General features: G+C 54.1%; 17 protein-coding genes and 1 pseudogene. 12 read left to right on the top strand and 6 right to left on the bottom strand.

The window, feature by feature from the left end; translation table 11 throughout:
• Positions 1 to 8 precede the first annotated feature (8 nt).
• Both hslR and hslO read left to right on the top strand, forming a co-directional pair.
• Positions 9 to 410: a ribosome-associated heat shock protein Hsp15 gene (gene hslR, locus GPJ68_RS01725; protein ID WP_172860389.1), complete on the top strand. Its 402-nt coding sequence runs from the start codon at positions 9 to 11 to the stop codon at positions 408 to 410.
• A 24-nt stretch (positions 411 to 434) separates the two neighbouring features.
• The gene (gene hslO / locus GPJ68_RS01720; RefSeq protein WP_180837095.1) at positions 435 to 1,313 is read left to right on the top strand and encodes an Hsp33 family molecular chaperone HslO; all 879 of its coding nucleotides are present in this window, start codon (positions 435 to 437) and stop codon (positions 1,311 to 1,313) included.
• Between the two features lie 82 nt (positions 1,314 to 1,395).
• Here the strand turns inward: hslO and GPJ68_RS01715 are convergent, their stop codons facing one another.
• A complete protein-coding gene (locus GPJ68_RS01715; RefSeq protein WP_104652061.1) occupies positions 1,396 to 3,114 on the bottom strand; it encodes a DUF4153 domain-containing protein in 1,719 nt (572 codons plus the stop codon).
• A gap of 378 nt (positions 3,115 to 3,492) precedes the next feature.
• On the opposite strand from GPJ68_RS01715, the gene pckA reads away from it, so the two are divergent.
• Positions 3,493 to 5,115, top strand: a complete 1,623-nt coding sequence (gene pckA / locus GPJ68_RS01710; protein ID WP_016154801.1) for a phosphoenolpyruvate carboxykinase (ATP) — start codon at positions 3,493 to 3,495, stop codon at positions 5,113 to 5,115.
• A 74-nt stretch (positions 5,116 to 5,189) separates the two neighbouring features.
• Here pckA and envZ read toward each other — a convergent pair whose 3' ends face one another.
• Positions 5,190 to 6,542 (bottom strand): two-component system sensor histidine kinase EnvZ, encoded by a 1,353-nt coding sequence (gene envZ / locus GPJ68_RS01705; protein WP_029139732.1) that lies wholly within the window; start codon positions 6,540 to 6,542, stop codon positions 5,190 to 5,192.
• A complete protein-coding gene (gene ompR / locus GPJ68_RS01700) occupies positions 6,539 to 7,258 on the bottom strand; it encodes a two-component system response regulator OmpR (RefSeq protein WP_001157751.1) in 720 nt (239 codons plus the stop codon). The genes envZ and ompR overlap by 4 nt, the downstream gene beginning before the upstream one ends.
• Positions 7,259 to 7,483: 225 nt before the next feature.
• Here ompR and greB point away from each other — a divergent pair, with 225 nt between their 5' ends.
• The 6 genes from greB (at position 7,484) to GPJ68_RS01670 (ending at position 14,832) form a co-directional block, all read left to right on the top strand.
• Positions 7,484 to 7,957 carry a transcription elongation factor GreB gene (greB, locus tag GPJ68_RS01695; RefSeq protein WP_016154802.1) on the top strand — a complete coding sequence of 158 codons (474 nt, stop codon included), beginning with the start codon at positions 7,484 to 7,486 and terminating at the stop codon, positions 7,955 to 7,957.
• Positions 7,958 to 8,055: 98 nt separating this feature from the next.
• The gene (locus GPJ68_RS01690; protein WP_104652059.1) at positions 8,056 to 10,389 is read left to right on the top strand and encodes a Tex family protein; all 2,334 of its coding nucleotides are present in this window, start codon (positions 8,056 to 8,058) and stop codon (positions 10,387 to 10,389) included.
• Positions 10,390 to 10,820: 431 nt separating this feature from the next.
• Positions 10,821 to 11,048: a ferrous iron transporter A gene (gene feoA / locus GPJ68_RS01685; RefSeq protein ID WP_003023519.1), complete on the top strand. Its 228-nt coding sequence runs from the start codon at positions 10,821 to 10,823 to the stop codon at positions 11,046 to 11,048.
• An 18-nt stretch (positions 11,049 to 11,066) separates the two neighbouring features.
• Entirely contained in the window at positions 11,067 to 13,385 is a 2,319-nt protein-coding gene (gene feoB / locus GPJ68_RS01680) for a Fe(2+) transporter permease subunit FeoB (protein ID WP_180837093.1), read from the top strand.
• Between the two features lie 11 nt (positions 13,386 to 13,396).
• Positions 13,397 to 13,633 (top strand): [Fe-S]-dependent transcriptional repressor FeoC, encoded by a 237-nt coding sequence (feoC, locus tag GPJ68_RS01675; RefSeq protein ID WP_003023516.1) that lies wholly within the window; start codon positions 13,397 to 13,399, stop codon positions 13,631 to 13,633.
• A 236-nt stretch (positions 13,634 to 13,869) separates the two neighbouring features.
• Complete coding sequence (locus GPJ68_RS01670; protein ID WP_104652057.1) at positions 13,870 to 14,832, top strand: Rpn family recombination-promoting nuclease/putative transposase; 963 nt, start codon at positions 13,870 to 13,872, stop codon at positions 14,830 to 14,832.
• Positions 14,833 to 14,876: 44 nt separating this feature from the next.
• On the opposite strand, the gene bioH is transcribed toward GPJ68_RS01670, so the two are convergent.
• A complete protein-coding gene (gene bioH / locus GPJ68_RS01665; protein ID WP_016154806.1) occupies positions 14,877 to 15,647 on the bottom strand; it encodes a pimeloyl-ACP methyl ester esterase BioH in 771 nt (256 codons plus the stop codon).
• Between the two features lie 37 nt (positions 15,648 to 15,684).
• On the opposite strand from bioH, the gene gntX reads away from it, so the two are divergent.
• The 3 genes and pseudogenes from gntX (at position 15,685) to gntT (ending at position 18,699) form a co-directional block, all read left to right on the top strand.
• Positions 15,685 to 16,368 carry a DNA utilization protein GntX gene (gene gntX / locus GPJ68_RS01660; protein WP_047415960.1) on the top strand — a complete coding sequence of 228 codons (684 nt, stop codon included), beginning with the start codon at positions 15,685 to 15,687 and terminating at the stop codon, positions 16,366 to 16,368.
• A 58-nt stretch (positions 16,369 to 16,426) separates the two neighbouring features.
• Positions 16,427 to 17,001: pseudogene (gene nfuA, locus GPJ68_RS01655) on the top strand (Fe-S biogenesis protein NfuA).
• Positions 17,002 to 17,382: 381 nt separating this feature from the next.
• Positions 17,383 to 18,699 carry a gluconate transporter gene (gntT, locus tag GPJ68_RS01650; protein WP_003023507.1) on the top strand — a complete coding sequence of 439 codons (1,317 nt, stop codon included), beginning with the start codon at positions 17,383 to 17,385 and terminating at the stop codon, positions 18,697 to 18,699.
• Between the two features lie 80 nt (positions 18,700 to 18,779).
• On the opposite strand, the gene malQ is transcribed toward gntT, so the two are convergent.
• Positions 18,780 to 20,867 (bottom strand): 4-alpha-glucanotransferase, encoded by a 2,088-nt coding sequence (malQ, locus tag GPJ68_RS01645; RefSeq protein WP_016157648.1) that lies wholly within the window; start codon positions 20,865 to 20,867, stop codon positions 18,780 to 18,782.
• A gap of 9 nt (positions 20,868 to 20,876) precedes the next feature.
• Positions 20,877 to 23,270, bottom strand: coding sequence for a maltodextrin phosphorylase (gene malP, locus GPJ68_RS01640; RefSeq protein WP_104652056.1), 2,394 nt, complete (start codon positions 23,268 to 23,270; stop codon positions 20,877 to 20,879).
• Positions 23,271 to 23,504 lie beyond the last annotated feature (234 nt).

Raw genomic sequence — 23,504 nt, 5'->3', positions numbered from 1 at the left:
GAGACGCCATGAAAGAAAAGCCCTCTGCTGAAGTCAGGCTGGATAAATGGCTGTGGGCTGCACGCTTTTACAAAACGCGTGCGCTAGCCCGCGAAATGGTTGAAGGCGGTAAGGTGCATTACAACGGCCAGCGCAGCAAACCGAGCAAGATTGTCGAGCTGAACGCCACCCTCACCCTGCGCCAGGGAAATGACGAGCGAACGGTCATTATCAAGGCTATTACCGAGCAGCGTCGCCCGGCCACGGAAGCCGTTACGCTGTATGAAGAAACCACGGAAAGCGTAGAAAAACGCGAAAAAGTGGCGCTGGCGCGTAAACTTAACGCGTTAACCATGCCGCACCCGGACAGGCGACCGGACAAGAAAGAGCGCCGCGACCTGTTACGATTTAAACATGGCGACAGCGAGTGACTGTCACCTGCAAGAGAGATGATTATGCCGCAACATGACCAATTACATCGTTATCTGTTTGAAAACTTTGCCGTGCGCGGCGAGCTGGTGACCGTTTCGGAAACCCTGCAACAGATCCTCGAAAATCATACTTACCCGCAGCCGGTCAAGAACGTGCTGGCTGAACTGCTGGTCGCCACCAGCCTGCTCACCGCCACGCTGAAGTTTGCCGGTGATATCACCGTACAGCTGCAGGGCGATGGTCCGCTGAGCCTGGCCGTCATTAACGGCAACAACAATCAGCAGATGCGCGGCGTGGCCCGTATGCAGGGCGATATCCCTGAAGGCGCTGATCTTAAAACGCTGGTAGGCAACGGCTATCTGGTGATCACCATTACCCCAGAAGAAGGCGAGCGCTATCAGGGCGTGGTTGGTCTGGAAGGCGACACGCTGGCCGCCTGTCTGGAAGATTACTTCATGCGTTCTGAACAGCTGCCGACACGTCTGTTTATCCGTACTGGCGACGTCGATGGCAAACCCGCTGCTGGCGGGATGCTTCTGCAGGTAATGCCGGCGCAAAACGCGCAGGCAGATGATTTCGATCACCTGACAGCCCTGACCGAAACCATCAAAACTGAAGAGCTGTTAACGCTCCCGGCCAACGACGTGCTGTGGCGCTTGTACCACGAAGAAGAGGTTACTCTCTACGATCCGCAGGACGTTGAGTTCAAATGCACCTGTTCACGCGAACGCTGCGCTGGCGCACTGAAAACGCTGCCGGACGAAGAAGTGGACAGCATTCTGGCGGAAGAAGGCGAGATCGATATGCACTGCGATTACTGCGGGAGCCACTATCTGTTTAACGCCCTGGACATTGCTGAGATCCGCAGCAACGCTTCCCCGGCGGACCCGCAGGTACATTAATCACTACTGCCTATCCGGCCCACAATCGTCGACCGGATAGGCGTTCGCACCGCCATCCATCAAAACGCTATCCGCAACACGCTCACTCGTTGTAATAATTCATCGGCAATCGGGTGCCATCAATGGTGATATCACGCCAAACTCTGGGGGCTGAATTCAGTTGATGATTCGCCACCGCCTGCAGCAGTTTATCCTTATTGAATCCTGCAGGTAGCTGACCTGATGCGATGAGTTCCCATTTATCCTCTTTCCTGGCAAAGACCAGACTCTCACCATCGCCAAAAGCATACAGCACCTGCTCAGGCTTACCATCAGCATTGAGGTCCTGATCGACCAGGACGCATGCATCCTGCTCAACGCAGGATGTAATGCGGTAGCTCTGCCCTTTGACAAACGCCCAGAAGTTCTCATCGGGTTGCCTGCTACCCGGAGCGATCATCACTTTCGGCGCTAGTTGAGTGGTAGTCAGGTTCTGAATGGGATCGCGACGTCCTTGCAGCAGAGAATTTAAGTCGCGCCGGCGCTTACTGTCTTGGTTAAACGCCGCATCTTTTTGTAATGCCTCCAACGCCGCACGTCCCGGTTTTCCGCTATTACCCAACATATACAGGCTGACCTGATCCGGCTTAATTTTGCCACTGTGATACCGCCCCATATGGCTGTTGACGCTGATGCGCCAGGCATCAATAACCGGCGACGACAGCAAAATCAACAGCCCCAACGCCAGCAACGACACGCAAAGAATCACCTTCCCCTGAAGCTCAAGCGGATTGCGCCCACGGCGTAAAATACTCGCCAGATAGCCAAACGACCAGAGCAGCAGCACGCAGACCACCAGCACGCCATATAAACGCTCGGGCGTCCAACCGTACTGTTGAATTCGCACCCACAGTGACCAACCGGCAATCAGCATATAGATGGGCGCGACAACCAGGGCGCATTTGATCAGGTAGCGTAACGCGGCTGGATAGGGGAGCGCCTCTTTCTGCGGCTCGCGAACGATAGCTATCAACAGCAGCAGGAGCAGCGCCAGCGTTGACATCAACCCGGCCGCAGACACCCGCTGCGAGATAGTCTCCAGGCCGGTGAAGGGCAAGGTCAGCACAAACATCAGCGCCAGCAGCGCGACCAGGGGTAACAGACCGGTGGCGATCAAAGTCAGTAACTTTTGGACCGCCGCAACCAGACGCGACTGCGTGCGGGTCAGTACCACCGCCAGTGCGGTAACCAGGCCAAAGGCCACGTAGCCAAACCAGTCGGTATCAAAGAAAAGCGTGTCGAAGAAGGTAATACCAACGAGCTTAAACATCTCGCTCCATAGCAGGAGCACCATCCAGAACAGACCGTTGGCGACAAAGACAATCAGTAACGTCAGCGCATTAAGCCACAAACTCGTATAAAACTGCGCATAGCGGGCCTGCTGGCGGGATGCGTGGAGCGAGTACTGAATCCATGGCAATGCCAGCATCGCCATCAGCAGTAAGCGCCAGCCGTACAACATAAAAATATCATTTTGCCGCCACTTATCGCTGTCCTCGACTTGCCACTTTAGCCAGACGCTCATCGCCAGCACGACAACAAAGATCAGCGCCATCCAGTACCACAGCGCACGTTGTTTGAAAGAGACAACAGTGAGTAAAAGCGCCGATGAGAGAGCAATTGTCGCGGGCATGCCATAGAACAGCCAGCCGTCATTATGCGGCACCAGATATGTCATCAGCAGGTAGCACAATATCCCCTGTAACAGGCCGATAGATATCATGCCCCAGCGAGTAGTACGTGAAAGTTCAACACTATCCATGTCGTCACCCAGAATGAAGAGAAAAGGTAATTATCGCATCAACTTCACAATTTTGAGCATTGATAGGCCGATCCCGGACCACTGCGGCGGGAAGTGAATCGATATTGTTTATGTATGAGTTACGTTATTTTCTTACGTGAATGCGATTACACTCACAAGTTTCCCGCCAAAAACACTCTCTATTAACGTTTTAAGAACATTTTCCACAACAAAAAAGGGTTTCCTGCCATAATATCCGCCTCTTTGTGACAGGAGTCGCAGCGCATTCGGTTATCCGTGATTTTCCCGGATGCGTAAATCTATGAGCCTTGTCGCGGTTAGCAATCCCTAAAAAACCTTACTATTCCAGGTAATACATATTGGCTAAGGAGCAGTGAAATGCGTGTGAACAACAGTTTAACCCCGCAAGATCTCAAGGCTTATGGTATCAATGACGTTCAGGATATCGTTTACAATCCAGACTACGACACGCTTTTCCAGGAGGAACTTGATCCAAACCTGGAAGGTTATGAGCGTGGCGTGTTAACAAACCTGGGCGCCGTTGCCGTTGATACCGGTATCTTTACCGGACGTTCGCCAAAGGATAAGTATATTGTCCGTGACGACACCACGCGCGACACGCTCTGGTGGTCCGACAAAGGTAAAGGTAAGAACGACAACAAACCGCTCTCCCCGGAAACCTGGCAGCATCTGAAAGGATTAGTCACCCAGCAGCTTTCCGGCAAGCGTCTGTTTATCATTGATGCATTCTGCGGCGCTAACGCCGATACCCGCCTTTCCGTACGCTTCATTACCGAAGTAGCCTGGCAGGCGCATTTTGTTAAAAATATGTTCATCCGCCCAAGCGACGAAGAGCTGGTTGATTTCAAACCTGATTTCATCGTGATGAACGGCGCTAAATGCACTAACCCGCAGTGGAAAGAGCAGGGTCTGAACTCCGAAAACTTCGTGGCTTTCAACCTGACTGAGCGTATCCAGTTGATTGGTGGCACCTGGTACGGCGGCGAAATGAAGAAAGGTATGTTCTCCGTAATGAACTACCTGCTGCCGCTGAAAGGCATTGCCTCCATGCACTGCTCGGCAAACGTCGGGGAAAAAGGTGATGTGGCAGTCTTCTTTGGCCTGTCCGGTACAGGTAAAACAACGCTGTCCACCGATCCGAAACGCCGCCTGATTGGCGATGACGAACACGGCTGGGATGACGACGGCGTGTTTAACTTTGAAGGCGGTTGCTACGCGAAGACCATCAAACTGTCTAAAGATGCCGAGCCGGAAATCTACAACGCAATCCGTCGTGACGCGCTGCTGGAAAACGTCACCGTGCGCGCAGATGGTTCCATCGACTTCGACGACGGTTCCAAAACCGAAAACACCCGCGTGTCCTACCCGATTTATCACATCGATAACATCGTTAAGCCGGTGTCAAAAGCGGGTCACGCCACCAAAGTGATCTTCCTGACCGCCGACGCGTTTGGCGTGCTGCCGCCGGTCTCTCGTCTGACGGCAGACCAAACCCAGTACCACTTCCTGTCTGGCTTCACCGCCAAACTGGCCGGTACCGAACGTGGCGTCACCGAACCAACCCCAACCTTCTCAGCCTGCTTTGGCGCAGCATTCCTGTCACTGCACCCAACGCAGTACGCAGAAGTACTGGTGAAACGTATGCAGGCGGCAGGTGCGCAGGCATATCTGGTTAACACCGGCTGGAACGGTACCGGCAAGCGTATCTCTATCAAAGATACTCGCGCGATTATCGACGCTATCCTGAACGGTTCGCTGGATGACGCAGAAACGTTCCGTCTGCCGATGTTTGACCTGGCTATCCCAACCGAGCTGCCGGGCGTAGATACTCGCATTCTCGATCCGCGTAATACCTATGCTTCTCCGGAGCAGTGGCAGGAAAAAGCCAACGCGCTGGCGAAACTGTTTATCGAGAACTTCGAGAAATACACCGATACCCCTGCGGGTGAAGCGCTGGTTAGCGCCGGACCGAAGCTGTAACAAAGAGTGCCGGATGGCGGTTTCGCCTTATCCGACCTACAGCAACAAAAAGGGAGGCATTTCGCCTCCCTTTCTTATGCGTCTTTCGTGATGCCCTGCGCGCGAGTGAAGGGAACCGGAAGCCAGGCGCGGATCGACAACCCGCCTCGTTCACTGGTGCCAATTTCCAGCATACCGTTATGGTTATCGATAATACGCTGCACAATCGCCAGACCCAGGCCCGTGCCGCTGGTACTACGCGCGCTGTCGCCGCGGACAAACGGCTGGAACAGGTGTTTACGCTGCTCCGGCTTGATGCCCGGACCATCATCTTCTACCTGGAACCAGGCGCGATGCGTCTCCGTACCGCTGCTGACCTTAATCCAGCCGTTGCCGTAACGGGCGGCGTTAACCACCATATTGGCAACCGCACGCTTGATCGACAGCGGGTGCATTTTCACCTGAATGCTGCCCGGCAGCAGCGCAGTTTCGATTTCACGTTCATAGCCGCTTTCCGCTGCGACCACTTCGCCTAACACCGAGTTCAGATCCGCCATCTCCATCGGCATCTCCTGACCGGTACGCAGATAATCGATGAACTGCTCGATAATGGCATTACACTCTTCGATGTCCTTATTGATGGATTCCGCGAGATAACCATCCTCTTCGCCCATCATTTCGGTCGCCAGACGAATACGTGTCAGCGGAGTACGTAAATCGTGGCTCACGCCCGCCATTAACAGCGTACGGTCATCGGCCAGTTGCTTCACACCCGCGGCCATATGGTTAAAGGCTCGGGTAACGGAGCGCACCTCTGAAGCGCCATACTCACGCAGCGGCGGCGGAATGATACCTTTCCCCACCTGCAGCGCCGCATGTTCAAGATCCACCAACGGTCGGTTCTGGATACGGATAAACAGCCACGCGCCACCGATAGCCAACAGCATAATCGCCAGCGTGTAGCGGAACAGCGGTGAGAAATCGCCCTGATGGATCTCCGTCAGCGGCACGCGTACCCAGATATTGGGCGACAGCCAGGTTTTCAGCCATACGACCGGCGAGCTTTTGTTCACCTCAACGCGGACTTCCGTCGGACCGCCCAGCTGCTGCGCCATCTGATGGCTTAAGAATTCATAGTGTTGCGCCCAACGCAGTCCAGCTTCTTCAGCGGCCTCGTTGGAATAGAGGGAAATACCCAGCTCACGATAAATTTCCCGGCGGAATGCGGGCGGCACCACCAGTTGCGTACCGTCCTCCAGCTGCAGTTTATCGGTCATCAGCATACGAACTTCGTAGGCCAGGACCTTATTAAACTGCTGGAGGCTCGGCAGTATCGCGAAGTTCAGCACTACCAGGTAAGTCGTCACCAGGCTGGCAAACAGCAAGGTGACGATGAGCAATAACGTGCGGGCAAACGAACTTCGTGGCGAGAAGCGCATTCGCCTCATGCTTTAGAACCGTCCGGAACAAAGACGTAGCCGAGACCCCACACGGTCTGAATGTAGCGCGGATGCGCCGGGTCCTCTTCCACCATACGGCGCAGACGAGAAATCTGGACATCGATAGAACGCTCCATCGCCGAATATTCACGACCACGGGCCAGGTTCATCAGCTTATCGCGGGACAGCGGCTCGCGCGGGTGGCTTACCAGCGCTTTCAGTACCGCAAATTCCCCGCTGGTGAGCGGCATTGGCTCATCTTCACGGAACATTTCACGCGTACCGAGGTTCAGTTTAAACTTACCAAAAGCAATGACCGCTTCTTCCTGAGAAGGCGCGCCCGGCAGTTCGTTCGCCTGACGACGCAGTACAGCGCGAATACGTGCCAGCAGTTCTCGCGGGTTAAACGGTTTCGGAATGTAATCGTCAGCGCCAATTTCCAGTCCAACGATACGATCGACTTCTTCACCCTTCGCCGTGACCATAATGATCGGCATCGGGTTGCTTTGACTGCGCAGGCGACGGCAAATAGACAGGCCATCTTCTCCCGGCAGCATTAAATCCAGCACCATCAGGTGAAAGGACTCACGGGTCAGCAGACGATCCATCTGCTCAGCGTTAGCGACGCTTCGAACCTGGAAGCCCTGCTCGGTCAGATAACGCTCCAGAAGCGCACGCAAGCGCATGTCGTCATCGACCACCAGAATCTTATAGTTCTCTTGCATTGTTATTACTCCCAAAGGTTCGCAACAATTAAGTGTATATTCTTAAGAAAGCTAACGTGAGTCACCAGCGAATTCTGGTATGAATTCCAGGCTAAATTGTTACAAAGCATATTAAACAGCAGCTTAAGTATACAATGTTTCTCGCAATACATTATTTATTCTGTTGATATGCTCGCGTAATACTAATTGTGCGCATCATCACAGAGTCGAAGGTAAAACAATAAGATGAAAACGCCCCTGATAACCCGCGAAGGGTATGAAAAACTCAAACAAGAGCTGAATTACCTCTGGCGTGAAGAGCGCCCGGAAGTCACTAAAAAGGTTACCTGGGCCGCAAGTCTGGGTGACCGCAGCGAAAATGCCGACTACCAGTATAATAAAAAGCGTCTGCGTGAGATCGACCGCCGTGTCCGTTATTTGACCAAGTGCATGGAGAATTTGAAAATCGTCGATTACTCCCCGCAGCAAGAGGGCAAAGTCTTCTTTGGCGCGTGGGTCGAGATTGAAAATGACGATGGCGACATCCGTAAATTCCGTATTGTCGGCTACGATGAGATCTTCGGTCGTAAAGATTACATTTCTATCGACTCACCGATGGCGCGGGCGCTGCTGAAAAAAGAGGTCGGCGATCTCGCGATAGTCAACACCCCTGGTGGTGAAGCCAGCTGGTACGTGAACGAAATTGAATATGTTAAGTGAGACCGGAACAATCCGAAGCCCCGGTAGATGACTGGCATTTTTGCCAGTCAATCCGTATAACTATCCCCTGATTTTTTATCCTATAGACGAAGCTATCCATGATGAATGATTCTTTCTGCCGCATTATCGCAGGTGAAATTCAGGCTCGTGCTGAACAGGTAGAAGCTGCCGTTCGCCTGCTTGACGAAGGGAACACCGTGCCGTTTATCGCACGTTATCGTAAGGAAATCACCGGCGGTCTGGACGATACGCAACTGCGTAATCTGGAGACCCGTCTGGGATATCTGCGTGAACTGGAAGACCGCCGTCAGGCAATCCTGAAATCTATCGGCGAGCAAGGCAAACTGACCGACGATTTGGCGAACGCGATCAACGGCACGTTAAGTAAGACCGAACTCGAAGATCTCTATCTGCCGTACAAACCTAAGCGCCGCACTCGTGGGCAGATAGCCATTGAGGCCGGACTGGAGCCGCTGGCAGATCTGCTGTGGAACGAACCGTCCCATGACCCGGAAACCGAAGCTGCAAAATATCTCAACGCCGAAAACGGCGTGGCCGATACCAAAGCCGCCCTCGATGGCGCACGCTACATTCTGATGGAGCGCTTCGCCGAAGACGCTGCGCTGCTGGCAAAAGTGCGTGATTATTTGTGGAAAAACGCCCATCTGGTTGCCGCCGTGGTTAGTGGGAAAGAAGAGGAAGGCGCTAAGTTCCGCGATTACTTCGATCACCACGAACCTATTTCTACCGTTCCATCCCACCGTGCGCTGGCCATGTTCCGTGGTCGTAACGAAGGCGTGTTGCAGCTTTCACTAAATGCCGATCCGCAATTCGATGAGCCGCCAAAAGAGAGCCACGGCGAGCAGATTATCCAGGATCACCTGGGACTGCGCCTGAACAACGCCCCCGCTGACAGCTGGCGTAAAGGCGTTGTTAGCTGGACGTGGCGCATCAAAGTGCTGATGCACCTTGAAACTGAGCTGATGGGTACCGTGCGTGAACGTGCGGAAGATGAAGCAATCAACGTCTTTGCCCGTAACCTGCATGACCTGCTGATGGCCGCCCCGGCCGGGCTGCGCGCCACAATGGGTCTCGATCCGGGTCTGCGTACCGGTGTAAAAGTGGCGGTGGTTGACGGTACCGGCAAGCTGGTCGCGACCGACACTATTTATCCGCATACCGGCCAGGCAGCCAAAGCCGCCGTTGCCGTGGCGGCGTTGTGTGAAAAATACAACGTTGAGCTGGTCGCGATTGGTAACGGTACGGCGTCGCGCGAAACCGAGCGTTTCTTCCTCGACGTGCAGAAACAATTCCCGAAAGTGACCGCGCAGAAGGTGATCGTCAGCGAAGCCGGGGCATCGGTTTACTCTGCTTCCGAGCTGGCGGCGCTGGAGTTCCCGGATCTCGATGTTTCGCTGCGTGGCGCGGTGTCTATCGCCCGTCGTTTGCAGGATCCGTTGGCGGAGCTGGTGAAAATCGATCCGAAATCTATCGGCGTGGGCCAGTATCAGCACGATGTTAGCCAGACGCAACTGGCGCGCAAGCTGGATGCGGTGGTGGAAGACTGCGTGAACGCCGTCGGCGTCGATCTGAATACCGCTTCCGTGCCGCTGCTGACCCGCGTTGCTGGCCTGACGCGCATGATGGCGCAAAATATCGTCGCCTGGCGCGATGAGAACGGTCAGTTTCAGAACCGTCAGCAACTGCTAAAAGTTAGCCGCCTGGGGCCAAAAGCCTTTGAACAATGCGCGGGCTTCCTGCGTATCAACCATGGCGATAACCCACTGGATGCATCTACCGTTCACCCGGAAGCTTATCCGATTGTGGAACGCATTCTGGCCGCAACCGAGCAATCGCTGCGTGACCTGATGGGCAACAGCAACGAACTACGCAATCTGAAAGCAGCCGATTTTACCGACGAACGCTTCGGGGTGCCGACCGTCACCGACATCATCAAAGAGCTGGAAAAACCGGGCCGCGACCCGCGTCCTGAATTTAAAACCGCGCAGTTTGCTGATGGCGTAGAAACCATGAACGATCTGCTGCCGGGAATGATTCTGGAAGGGGTAGTCACTAACGTCACGAACTTCGGCGCGTTTGTTGATATTGGCGTTCATCAGGATGGTCTGGTGCATATCTCTTCATTGTCGAATAAGTTCGTCGAAGATCCACACACCGTGGTGAAAGCGGGCGACATTGTGAAAGTGAAAGTGCTGGAAGTTGACCTACAACGTAAGCGTATCGCACTGACCATGCGTCTGGACGAGCAGCCGGGTGAAACCAATGCGCGTCGCGGCGGCGGGAATAACGATCGCACTCAAAGCAATCGCCCGGCGCCAAAAGCCGCGAAACCTCGTGGTCGTGACGCACAGCCTGCGGGTAACAGCGCCATGATGGATGCGCTGGCGGCGGCAATGGGTAAAAAACGCTAGTGTGACTTTTTTGCCGGATGGGGGGATAACCTCCTTATCCGGCTAACTTGTCGCAATTAATTTGTAAGCCGGATAACACGCGTGAGCGTCGCCATCCGGCATATTTAGTCTATTTCCCGCTTTCTACCGCCATATATTTATCACTTCATTAACAGATGAAACCTTAATTAAACATTAAGATCTTCACTAATTATTTCCGCGAATCATTCGTTCCCAACCAGAATAAATATTGAGGAATATCAAAATTGGCGCAAATTATTATCCAATTGTACATTCCGTCACATTTATTCTATTGATGATAGAAACCATTCTCATTATCATTGATCTGTTGATTATTTACTCTTTCCTTACGTTGGCTAATCATCTGGCCTCATGCCGCCTTGCCGCCCCATGAGGTAATCATCCAGTTAGCGAGATATAAGTAGGTCCCTATGCAATTCACTCCTGACAGTGCGTGGAAAATTACCGGTTTTGCCCGTGAAATCAGCCCGGCTTATCGTCAGAAACTGTTGTCACTTGGCATGCTACCCGGCTCCTCTTTCAACGTGGTACGCGTCGCCCCACTCGGCGATCCTATCCATATCGAAACGCGTCGCGTAAGTCTGGTATTGCGTAAGAAAGATCTGGCGTTATTAGAAGTGGAAGCGGTTTCCTGTTAATACAGTGAGTCTATAAAAATGAAAAAACTAACCATTGGTTTAATTGGCAATCCTAATTCCGGCAAGACTACTTTATTCAACCAGCTTACCGGCGCACGCCAGCGTGTAGGCAACTGGGCTGGCGTTACCGTTGAGCGTAAAGAAGGTCATTTCGCAACGACGGACCACCAGGTCACGCTGGTTGATTTACCCGGCACCTATTCTCTGACGACAATCTCATCCCAGACCTCTCTCGATGAGCAGATCGCCTGTCACTACATTTTAAGCGGCGACGCGGATCTCTTGATCAACGTGGTCGATGCTTCAAACCTTGAACGCAACCTCTACCTGACGTTGCAACTGCTTGAGCTGGGCATCCCCTGCATCGTCGCGTTGAATATGCTGGATATTGCCGAGAAGCAGCAAATCCGTATTGATATCGATGCCCTCTCCGCTCGCCTTGGCTGCCCGGTGGTTCCGCTGGTATCCACCCGCGCCCGCGGCATTGAAGCGCTGAAACTGGCGATCGATCGCTACAAAGAAAACGACACCGTCGAGCTGGTTCATTATGCCCAGCCGCTGCTGCAGGAAGCGGATTCCCTCGCCGATGCGATGGCCAAAGATATGCCGTTAAAACAGCGTCGCTGGCTAGGCCTGCAGATGCTGGAAGGCGATATCTACAGCCGGGCCTACGCGGGTGATGCCGCGCAAAACCTTGATGCCGCCATTGCACGTCTGAGCGAGACAATGGACGATCCGGCACTGCATATCGCCGATGCGCGCTATCAGTGCATTGCCGCTATCTGCGATACCGTCAGCAATACCCTAACGGCAGAGCCGAGCCGCTTCACCACCGCAGTAGATAAAATCGTCCTCAACCGCTTCCTCGGGCTGCCGATTTTCCTGTTCGTGATGTACCTGATGTTCCTGCTCGCCATCAACATTGGCGGCGCGCTGCAACCGTTGTTTGACGTCGGCTCCGTAGCGCTCTTTATCCATGGTATTCAGTGGATTGGCTACTCGCTGCACTTCCCGGACTGGCTCACGATCTTTTTGGCGCAAGGTCTTGGCGGCGGGATTAACACCGTGCTGCCACTGGTACCGCAAATCGGCATGATGTACCTGTTCCTCTCCTTCCTTGAAGACTCCGGTTACATGGCGCGCGCCGCGTTTGTAATGGACCGTCTGATGCAGGCGCTGGGACTGCCGGGCAAATCGTTTGTCCCGCTGATCGTCGGCTTTGGCTGTAACGTACCGTCAGTGATGGGCGCACGTACGCTGGACGCCCCGCGTGAACGTCTGATGACCATCATGATGGTGCCGTTTATGTCCTGTGGCGCTCGCCTGGCGATTTTCGCCGTCTTTGCCGCAGCGTTCTTTGGTCAGAACGGTGCGCTGGCGGTCTTCTCACTGTACGTACTGGGTATCGTTATGGCGGTATTGACCGGTCTGATGCTCAAACACACCATCATGCGTGGCGAAGCAACGCCGTTCGTGATGGAGCTGCCGGTGTACCACGTGCCGCACATTAAGAGTCTGATTATTCAGACCTGGCAACGCCTGAAAGGCTTCGTTCTGCGTGCGGGTAAAGTCATCATCATCGTCAGCATTTTCCTCAGCGCGTTTAACAGTTTCTCGCTGAGCGGAAAAATCGTCGACAACATCAACGACTCTGCTCTGGCTTCCGTCAGCCGCGTAATCACGCCGGTCTTCAAGCCGATTGGCGTTCACGAAGATAACTGGCAGGCAACCGTAGGTCTGTTCACCGGCGCGATGGCGAAAGAAGTGGTTGTCGGTACGCTGAACACGCTCTATACCGCAGAAAACATTCAGGAAGAAGAGTTCAACCCGGCAGATTTCCACCTCGGTGACGAGCTGCTCGGCGCGGTAGATGAGACCTGGCAAAGCCTGAAAGACACCTTCAGCCTGAGCGTACTGGCTAACCCTATTGAAGCCAGCAAGGGCGACGGTGAAATGGCTACGGGTGCAATGGGTGTGATGGGCGAAAAATTTGGCAGCGCTGCCGCCGCTTACAGCTACCTGATTTTCGTGCTGCTGTATGTGCCGTGTATTTCGGTAATGGGCGCTATTGCACGTGAATCCAGCCGTGGCTGGATGGGCTTCTCGATTCTGTGGGGCCTGAACATCGCCTACTCTCTGTCGACGCTGTTTTATCAGGCGGTCAGCTACAAAGAGCACCCGACCTACAGCCTGGTGTGCATTTTAGCTGTCATCCTGTTTAACATTGTATTGCTGGGCCTGCTGCGTCGAGCTCGCAGTCGCGTGGATCTCGCACTGCTGGCGACCAACAGGACGGCAAGCTCCTGCTGTTCCAGCACCACTGGCGACTGCCACTGAGGTTATCGACAATGGCATCGCTTATTCAGGTTCGTGATTTATTGGCTTTGCGGGGACGCATGGAGGCAACTCAAATTAGCCACACGCTGCACACCCCGCAGCCCATGATTGACGCCATGCTGAATCAGTTAGAAAAGATGGGCAAAGCGGTGCGGATTCAGGAAGATGCCGACGGGTGTCTTTCCGGAAGCTGCAAGAGCTGCCCGGAAGGTAAAGCCTGCCTGCGCGAGTGGTGGGCTTTGCGCTAGTTCGATGCCGGATGGCGCTACGCTTCCGATCTAAAAATGACTGCAAACGTCCTGGCCGGATAAAGCGTTTATGCTGATATCCGGCTTTTTGCGTAATGGATTCCACAAAGATGTCTCTGTTTCAGCAAAGCAGATCTATCCTCCAGCCTGGCGCGCATCGTTATCAACTCGTGGATGATTACTGGCGACCAGGGAAGTAGAGTCTCGTCATCTTGTTTCTCAGGTGACGGATCGCCATGAATACTGACACGACTGCTACGCCGCATGACGCGATTTTTAAAACGTTCTTAAACCACCCTGCTACCGCACGCGACTTTCTTCGGCTCCATCTTCCAGCCTCTTTGCAAAAACTGTGCGATCTGAAAACGCTACAACTGGAATCGGGCAGCTTTATTGAGGACGATTTGCGCGCGTACTATTCCGATGTGCTGTGGTCATTAAAAACCCGCGAAGGCGATGGCTATATTTACACCATCATTGAGCATCAGAGTACCGCCGATGCCCATATGGCATTTCGGCTGATGCGTTATGCCATTGCGGTCATGCATCGTCATTTGGCTGCAGGTCACAAAAAACTCCCGCTAGTGATACCCATGCTTTTTTATCATGGCGCGGCAAGCCCATACCCCTACTCACTCTGCTGGCTGGACGAATTTGACGACCCAAAGGCTGCCAGACAACTTTATACCGCAGCGTTTCCACTGATCGATATCACCGTGGTTCCCGATGACGAGATCATGCAGCATCGCCGGATGGCGCTGTTGGAACTCATCCAAAAACATATTCGTAAACGCGATTTGATGGGGCTGGTAGAAAAACTGGCCATCCTGATTATTAAAGGACACGCTAATGACAGCCAGTTGAAAGCCTTGTTTAATTATCTAATGCAGGTCGGGGACACCACACATTTTACCGAGTTTCTTCATGAGGTCGCCGAACGTTTACCCCAACATAAGGAAAAGTTGATGACTATCGCCGAAAGATTACGACAAGAAGGGCATCTTAATGGTCTTCAGGAAGGTCATATGAAAGGGTTACAAGAGGGATTACAAGAAGGGTTACAAACGGGCTTGCAACAAGGTAAACGAGAGGAAGCTTTACGTATTGCATCAACCCTGCAGGCTGATGGTATCGACCCGCTGACCATCTTCAGAATTACCGGCCTGACCGCTGAGGATCTGGCTACGCGCAGCCATTAATCTCAAGCCCGGTAAGCGTGGCTCTACCGGGCAACACAACAGATTTATAGGCGTTTTTTTAACGCCACCAGCGCTGCACAGAACTCTGCAGGATGCGAGATAAACGGTGCATGCGCCGCTTTAGCAAATATCAACGACTCGCTATGCGGCCACAGGGCATCGAGCATTGGGACCACTTTGCGCGGAACCAGTCCATCGAGATAGCCGTACAACCGCAGAAAAGGCATGTCCACAGCGCACAGAGGCTCACGCAGATCGACCGTTTTCAGGATCTCCAGTCCGCCATTGAGCACCTCGACATTCGGCATGGGTAACGCCAGCACTGTTTTCTTCAGTGCCCGCGCATCCTGACGCGCGGTGTCCGTGCCCATCGTCTGCAACGCCAGAAAACGTTCCACCGTACGCTGGAAATCTTCGCTCAACTGCTGCTGGAAACCTGCCAGCACTTCTGGCTTGATACCCGGCCACTCGTCACGCGCGCTAAAGCAAGGGGAAGACGCCACGGTCACCAGCGCCTGAACACGTTCAGGATGGGTTAACGCCACCTGGCTTGCGACCAGCCCGCCCAGACTCCAGCCGAGCCAGATGGCTTTCTCCGGTGCCTGTTTTACTACCCGCTCAGCCATCTCTTCCAGCGACATTGCGCCGAACCCCTGGCTGCGACCAAATCCCGGTAAGTCGACAAGATGCAGCGTGAAATGCGAACTCAATTCCTCGCTTATGCAATGCCACACTTGCGCATTCAGTCCCCATCCGTGCAGCAGCACAAGATGGCAATTTCCCGAACCCTGGGTCTGCCACCAGATGTCATTCATCAGTTATTGTTCTCTTTTAGCCTGAAAGGATGCTTCTATGCTAACAGTACCGGGATTGTGCTGGCTATGCCGAATGCCCCTGACGTTAGGGCATTGGGGGATCTGTTCAGTCTGCACACGGGCAACGCATCAGCACGTCAGCCGGTGCCCTCAATGTGGACTCCCTGCCGCACATACCGTCGTTCCCTGCGGGCGCTGTCTGCAAAAACCACCGCCGTGGCAGCGACTGGTTACCGTCAGCGACTATGCTCCGCCGTTGAGTGGGCTTATCCACCAGCTCAAGTTTTCCCGACGTGGCGAAATGGCCCCCGCTCTTTCACGCTTGTTGTTGCTGGAGGTATTACAAGCCCGGCGCGTCAGCGGTCTTCCTCTGCCGGACAGGCTCGTCAGCGTCCCGCTCTGGCAACGCCGACACTGGCGCAGAGGGTTTAATCAGAGCGACTTACTGTGTCGTCCCCTGGCTAGCTGGCTGGGCTGCGACTGGGACAGCCGGGCCATCACGCGGGTTCGGGCGACCGCCACACAGCACCATCTCAGCGCCCGATTACGTAAACGTAACCTGAAAAACGCCTTCCGCCTTGAATTGCCGGTGCAGGGACTCCATATGGTCATTGTGGATGATGTCGTCACTACCGGAAGTACCGTCGCGGAAATCGCGCAGCTGCTTTTACGCAACGGCGCGGCGACTGTCCAGGTATGGTGCCTGTGTCGAACCTTGTAGAGCCTCGATGATGGGCGTATTATAACCAAGTAAAATAGTCAACTATTAGGCCATTACTATGATCCATATTTCCGATGCTGCACAAGCGCACTTTGCCAAACTGCTGGCAAATCAGGAAGAAGGGACACAAATCCGCGTATTTGTGATTAATCCCGGCACGCCTAACGCTGAATGCGGCGTTTCTTATTGTCCGCCGGACGCCGTGGAAGCAACCGACACCGCCATTAAATTTGACCTGCTGACCGCATATGTTGATGAACTGAGCGCACCGTATCTGGAAGATGCAGAAATCGATTTCGTTACCGACCAGTTAGGCTCCCAACTGACCCTGAAAGCACCAAACGCCAAAATGCGTAAAGTTGCCGATGATGCGCCGCTGATGGAACGCGTGGAGTACATGCTGCAATCGCAGACAACCCACAGCTGGCAGGTCACGGTGGTCGCGTCTCTCTGATGGAAATCACCGATGAAGGCTACGCTATTCTGCAGTTTGGCGGCGGATGTAACGGCTGTTCAATGGTGGATGTAACGCTGAAAGAAGGTATCGAGAAGCAGCTGCTGGCTGAATTCCCTGAACTGAAAGGCGTTCGCGATTTAACCGAACACCAGCGCGGCGAGCACTCTTACTACTAACGCCTCAACCTGTAGAATCTCCGTAGGCCCGTTAAGACGCATCCGCGCCGCCATCGGGCATTGATGCCGGGGATGGCAGCGTAATCGCTTTATCCGGCCTACTACCTTGCATTTCTCCGCATATTTCCTGCAACAATCCTCCTCATAATTTGACCAGCCTCTCATAATTTAAATTTTGCCTGCCCAGGTGATTTTCAAGCGCCGTATGTTACCCGTATCATTCGTATCAGCACCTAACACACACATAACAGCCAGCTAAACTGATTAGTTTTGAAGGCAACCAGCATTGGTGCTGAGAATGCTCTGTTCCCGGTCGGGACAATCGGAATTTGTCATCTAAACACTGACGTTACCCATAACAAAGTTAAGGCCAGGTAAATCATGCCATTAGTCATCGTTGCTATCGGTGTAATCTTGTTACTCCTCCTGATGATCCGTTTCAAAATGAACGGTTTCATCGCTCTCGTCCTGGTGGCGCTTGCTGTCGGATTGATGCAAGGGATGCCACTGGATAAAGTCATCGGTTCGATTAAAGCCGGTGTCGGCGGAACCCTTGGCAGCCTCGCCCTGATTATGGGTTTTGGCGCCATGCTGGGCAAAATGCTGGCGGACTGCGGCGGCGCACAGCGCATCGCAACCACCCTGATTGCTAAATTCGGCAAAAAACATATTCAGTGGGCGGTGGTATTAACCGGCTTCACCGTCGGTTTTGCCCTGTTCTACGAAGTCGGCTTCGTGCTGATGCTGCCGCTGGTGTTCACCATCGCCGCTGCTGCCAACATCCCGCTGCTGTATGTTGGCGTGCCGATGGCTGCTGCGCTGTCCGTAACTCACGGCTTCCTGCCGCCGCACCCAGGTCCGACCGCTATTGCCACCATTTTCCATGCAGATATGGGTAAAACCCTGCTGTTTGGTACGATTCTGGCAATCCCGACCGTTATTCTCGCCGGTCCGGTGTACGCTCGCTTCCTGAAAGGCATCGATAAGCCAATCCCGGAAGGTCTGTACAGCGCGAAAACGTTTACCGAAGAAGAGATGCCTGGCTTTGGCGTCAGCGTCTGGACCTCTCTGGTACCGGTTATCCTGATGGCGATGCGCGCCGTGGCGGAGATGATTCTGCCAAAAGGCCACGCTTTCCTGACGGTGGCAGAATTCCTGGGTGACCCGGTTATGGCAACGCTTATCGCGGTGCTGATTGCGATGTTCACTTTTGGCCTGAACCGTGGACGTTCGATGGATCAGATCAACGACACGCTGGTGTCCTCCATCAAAATCATCGCGATGATGCTGTTGATCATTGGTGGTGGCGGTGCCTTCAAACAGGTCCTGGTGGATAGCGGCGTGGACAAGTACATCGCGTCAATGATGCACGGTTCAAACGTTTCTCCGCTGCTGATGGCATGGTCTATCGCTGCGGTACTGCGTATCGCACTGGGCTCCGCAACCGTTGCGGCGATCACCGCTGGTGGGATTGTGGCACCGCTGATTGCAACGACCGGCGTAAGCCCTGAGCTAATGGTTATTGCGGTTGGTTCCGGTTCCGTCATTTTCTCCCACGTGAACGATCCAGGCTTCTGGTTGTTCAAGGAGTACTTCAACTTGACCATCGGTGAAACCATCAAGTCATGGTCAATGCTGGAAACCATTATCTCCGTCTGCGGTCTGGTAGGATGTCTGCTGCTGGGTATGGTGGTCTGATAAAACTGTGCCGGGTGGCGCTTCGCTTACCCGGCCTACCTGCTATCACCCTAAAAAAGCCGGGGAAATCCCCGGCTTTTTTACTTCTTCTTCGCGGCCGCTTTTCGGCGCTTATCCAAATCCTTAATAAGCTTGTTCACACCGTCATCGGCAAACATCTGCTCCAGCGTGGCGGTGAGCTTACGTCGCCAGTTTTTGTACTGGTCGCTGGTCCCCGGAATATTGACGGGCTCAGCCATATCCAGCCAGTCTTCCGGTTGCAGGCCCAACAGCGCACTGTTGCTGTCAGCGATGTAGCGTTGCATGCCGCGATTAAGAATCGGCGTCATCGACATCAGTGACGCCTTGTGACCAGCACGTTTTGGCAGGCACCCGTATTTGTGCAGCGCGTCCAGCAGCCCCTGTTTCGCCAGTTCTCTGTCCTGATACAACCCACGCAGCACGACTTCATCCGGGTACAGACCCAGCGCCTTACCCAGCGTCAGATCGCCGCTATCCCAATAACCTTTAAGCGTAGGAAGGTCATGCGTCGCCGCGACTGCCATTGATTGTTCCGGGTACGCTTTCGGCGCGCGGAAGTTTTTCTCATGGTCATTCTCAAAATAAAGCACTTTGTAGGAGTACACGCCGCTGTCACGCAGCTTGCTGACGATCTCTACCGGCACAGTCCCCAGATCTTCACCAATTACCATGCAGTGATGACGTTTACTTTCCAGCGCCAGAATTGAAAGCAGATCGTCGACCGGATAATGCACGTAGGCGCCGTGATCGGCAGTTTCACCGTAAGGGATCCACCACAGACGCAGCATCGACATAACATGGTCGATACGCAACGCACCGCAGTTCTGCATATTGGCACGCAGCAGTTCGATAAACGGTTCGTAAGCGCGTGCCGTGATGATATGCGGATCCATCGGCGGCAATCCCCAGTTTTGCCCGAGCGGACCGAGAATATCCGGCGGTGCGCCAACCGAGGCTTTCAGGCAATACAACTCGCGGTCGCACCAGGTTTCCGCCCCGCCTTCGGCCACGCCGACGGCCAGATCGCGATATAATCCAATCGGCATCGCAAAGCCCTGGCTGGTTTTCCAGCAATCAGCAAACTGGGTATACGCCAGCCACTGCAACCACAGGTAGAAATCCACTTCATCACGATGCTCTTCGCAAAAGCGTTTTACCTCTGGCGAATCCACCGACTGGAAAGCTTGCGGCCACACCGGCCAGCCCCAGCGCAGTGCGTCCTCTTTCACCTGATGCGCATGCAGCGCATCAAAGGCCGCCTGCCAGTACAGGCTATCCCCTTCCTGAGTCACAAACTGGCGAAATGCCGCCATCTGCTCATCGTCACGTGCAGAGAAGCTTTTCCATGCCATACGCAGCGCTGTCATCTTCAATGCGGTAACGGCAGAATAATCAACCCACTCGGTATCACGCGCGCGTTGCAGAGCTTGCTGAGTCGCGGGTTTCTGCCACCAGGCCTGCGCCTCTTTACTCAGGCGAAAATCGTCTACTGCGTTCACATCTATATAAATAACGTTCAGCCAGCGGCGTGACGACGGGCTGTACGGACTGGCACTCTCCGGGTTCGCCGGATACAGCGCGTGAATCGGATTCAGGCCGATAAACGCGCCGCCGCGTTGCGCCACATCCACCAGCATGGCACGGAGATCGCCAAAGTCGCCAATCCCCCAGTTTTTTTCTGAACGCAGGGTATAGAGCTGAACGCATGCGCCCCACAGCTTCTGCCCGGCTAACAGAGCCTGCGGCTCATAGCAGCGTTTCGGCGCGACGATGATGCGGCAATGGGTACGCAACTCCCCCTGGGTGAGGGTAAGCGTGTGATACCCTTCCGGCAGCTTCGCCGGAAGGTTGAACGATTTACCGCCGACGGCATGCCCTTTGTGCTGCACGCCCTCTTCGGTGGTCAGCAGCCAGGTAAACTCTCCGCGTCCCTCAACTGCCAGCGGCATTTTCTTACCAGCGGTATAAACCATGACATTCGGCACCGGGGTCACCGCCACCTGAGCGGTGGCGGTGGAGCGATGCATAGCGTCAAGCAAACGCCGCTTGGTTTCGACGCCAATAGACTGCGGTTTACCGTGGGCATTAATGTAATTGGGGCTGATCCCCGCCGCCAACGCGGCATTATCCAGACGTTTGCTTTCCATCGCGATTCCTTAACGTTTCGCCTGCCAGATACGAGTCTGATAATCGCGGATGGAGCGATCCGAACTGAACATGCCGCAACGCGCGGTATTCAGAATCGCCGCCCGGGTCCAGGCTTCCTGGTCACGATACAACACGTCAACCTGCTTCTGGGCTTCAACGTAGGCCGCGAAGTCCGCCATTACCAGATACGGGTCACCGCCCTGCTTGCCGATACTGTGCAGCATCTGGTCGAAGGCATGTTTATCGCCGTCGCTATACTTCCCGCTTTCCAGCTCTTTCAGAACAGCATCCAGCACTTTATCTTTCTTACGCCATTTCACCGGGTCGTACCCTTTGGCCTTGAGCGCCTTCACCTCTTCCACGGTATGACCAAAGATAAAGATATTCTCGTCACCGACCTTCTCGGCGATTTCGACGTTTGCGCCATCCAGCGTACCGACGGTTAACGCACCGTTCAGCGCCAGCTTCATGTTACCGGTGCCGGAAGCCTCTTTCCCTGCGGTGGAGATTTGCTCAGAGATATCCGCCGCTGGGATCAACATTTCCGCCGCCGAGACACAATAATCCGGCAGGAATACGACCTTCAGCTTGTCGCCCACTTGCGGGTCGTTATTGATGGTTTCTGCAACCTTGTTAATGGCGAAGATGATATTTTTCGCCAGGTAGTAACCCGGAGCGGCTTTCGCGCCAAACAGGAATACGCGCGGCACGCGATCGGCCTGCGGGTTCTCACGGATTTCTTTGTATAACGCCAGAATATGCAGCAAGTTGAGGTGCTGACGCTTGTACTCATGCAGGCGTTTAATCTGAATATCAAAGAGAGCGTTAGTCGTTATCTCAATACCGGTACGCGCTTTAATAAACTTCACCAGACGCACTTTGTTCGCCAGCTTGATGTCACGATACTGCTGACGAAACTTCGCGTCGTCGGCGTATTTTTCCAGGTTAATCAACTGATCGAGGTCGTTGGCCCACTCTTTTTTCAGCGATTTATCCAGCAGCGCGGCAAGTGCCGGGTTGCACTGCTTAATCCAGCGACGCGGAGTAATCCCGTTAGTGACGTTATGGAATTTGTTCGGCCAGAGCTGATGATATTCCGGGAACAGATCCTTCACCACCAAATCGGAGTGCAGCGCCGCCACGCCGTTAACCGCAAAGCCGCTGACCACGCACATGTTGGCCATACGCACCTGTTTGTTGTGCACCACCGCCAGCTTCGCCCAAACTTCAGCGTCACCCGGCCAGGTTTTATCGACCAGCTTCTTAAAGCGGTCATTAATCTCTTTGATGATTTGCATATGGCGCGGCAGTAGTGCTTTCACCAGCTTCTCGTCCCAGCACTCCAGCGCCTCTGGCATCAAAGTGTGGTTGGTATAAGCAAAGGTCTTACTGGTAATAGCCCACGCATCGTCCCAGCTCATCTGGTGCTCATCAATCAGCACACGCAGTAGCTCAGGGATGGCGATGGTCGGGTGAGTATCGTTGAGCTGAATCACCTCAAAATCAGCCAGCTCATGCAGTTTACGCCCTGCCAGATGATGGCGGCGCAGAATGTCAGCTACGGAGCAAGCGCACTGGAAGTATTGCTGCATCAGGCGCAGCTTTTTACCCGCGGTGTGGTTGTCGTTCGGGTACAGCACTTTGGTCAGTTTTTCAGCGTCGATGCCCTGCTGCTCTGCGCGCAGGAAATCGCCGTCATTAAATTTGGTCAGGTTAAACGGATGCGCGTGGCTGGCCTGCCACAGACGCAGCGGTTGCGCCACGCCGTTACGGTAGCCGAGAACCGGTAGATCCCAGGCCTGGCCGGTGATAACAAACCCCGGCTCCCAGTGCCCTTCTTTAGTGACCTTGCCGCCAATCCCTACTTGCACATCCAGTGCCTCGTTGTGACGGAACCACGGATAGCTGCCGCGATGCCAGTCATCCGGGGCTTCCATCTGCTGCCCATCGGCAAATGACTGACGGAACAGGCCGTACTGGTAGTTGAGACCATAGCCCGTCGCAGATTGACCGACTGTCGCCATCGAATCAAGGAAGCAGGCCGCCAGGCGCCCCAATCCACCATTACCCAGCGCCGGGTCGATCTCTTCTTCCAGCAGGTCGGTCAGGTTGACGTCATGCGCTTTCAGCTCATCGCTCACCGCCTGATACCAGCCGAGATTGAGTAAGTTGTTGCCGGTCAGACGGCCAATCAAAAACTCCATCGAGATGTAGTTAACATGGCGCTGATTTTTTGCCGGTTTCGCCGCAGGCTGGGCGCTGAGTAACTCAGCCAACGCCCCACTCACTGCCTGCCACCACTGGCGCGACGTCATTTCTTGAGCCGACAGTAAACCGAAGCGCTGCCACTGACGCGTCAGGGCAGCCTGAAATTGATCTTTGTTGAAAGTAGGCTGTGACATAGGGGTTCCAGATCCTTAGGTAATAAAACAACGTTATCGCTAGTTTGCCAGGCTCGTTGTTGACCTTCCTCATCCTGGCACGGATTAGGCAGGGAGGAGGAGCGGGGATGAGCATAAAAGTGTGATCGCTGCCACTTAAAGGGGGTGTTATCGCCCGTAAATTCGCGTAAGTCCGGCATAACGCCCCTGTAATGCCCAACGGACGGCGCATTAATAACAAGAGATAAATCGACA

Source organism: Citrobacter sp. 172116965 (assembly GCF_013458095.1).
In the GTDB taxonomy this organism is placed as follows: domain Bacteria; phylum Pseudomonadota; class Gammaproteobacteria; order Enterobacterales; family Enterobacteriaceae; genus Citrobacter; species Citrobacter braakii.
Note: the sequence above shows the minus strand (reverse complement) of the source record. Positions and strands in the feature narration are given on the sequence as shown.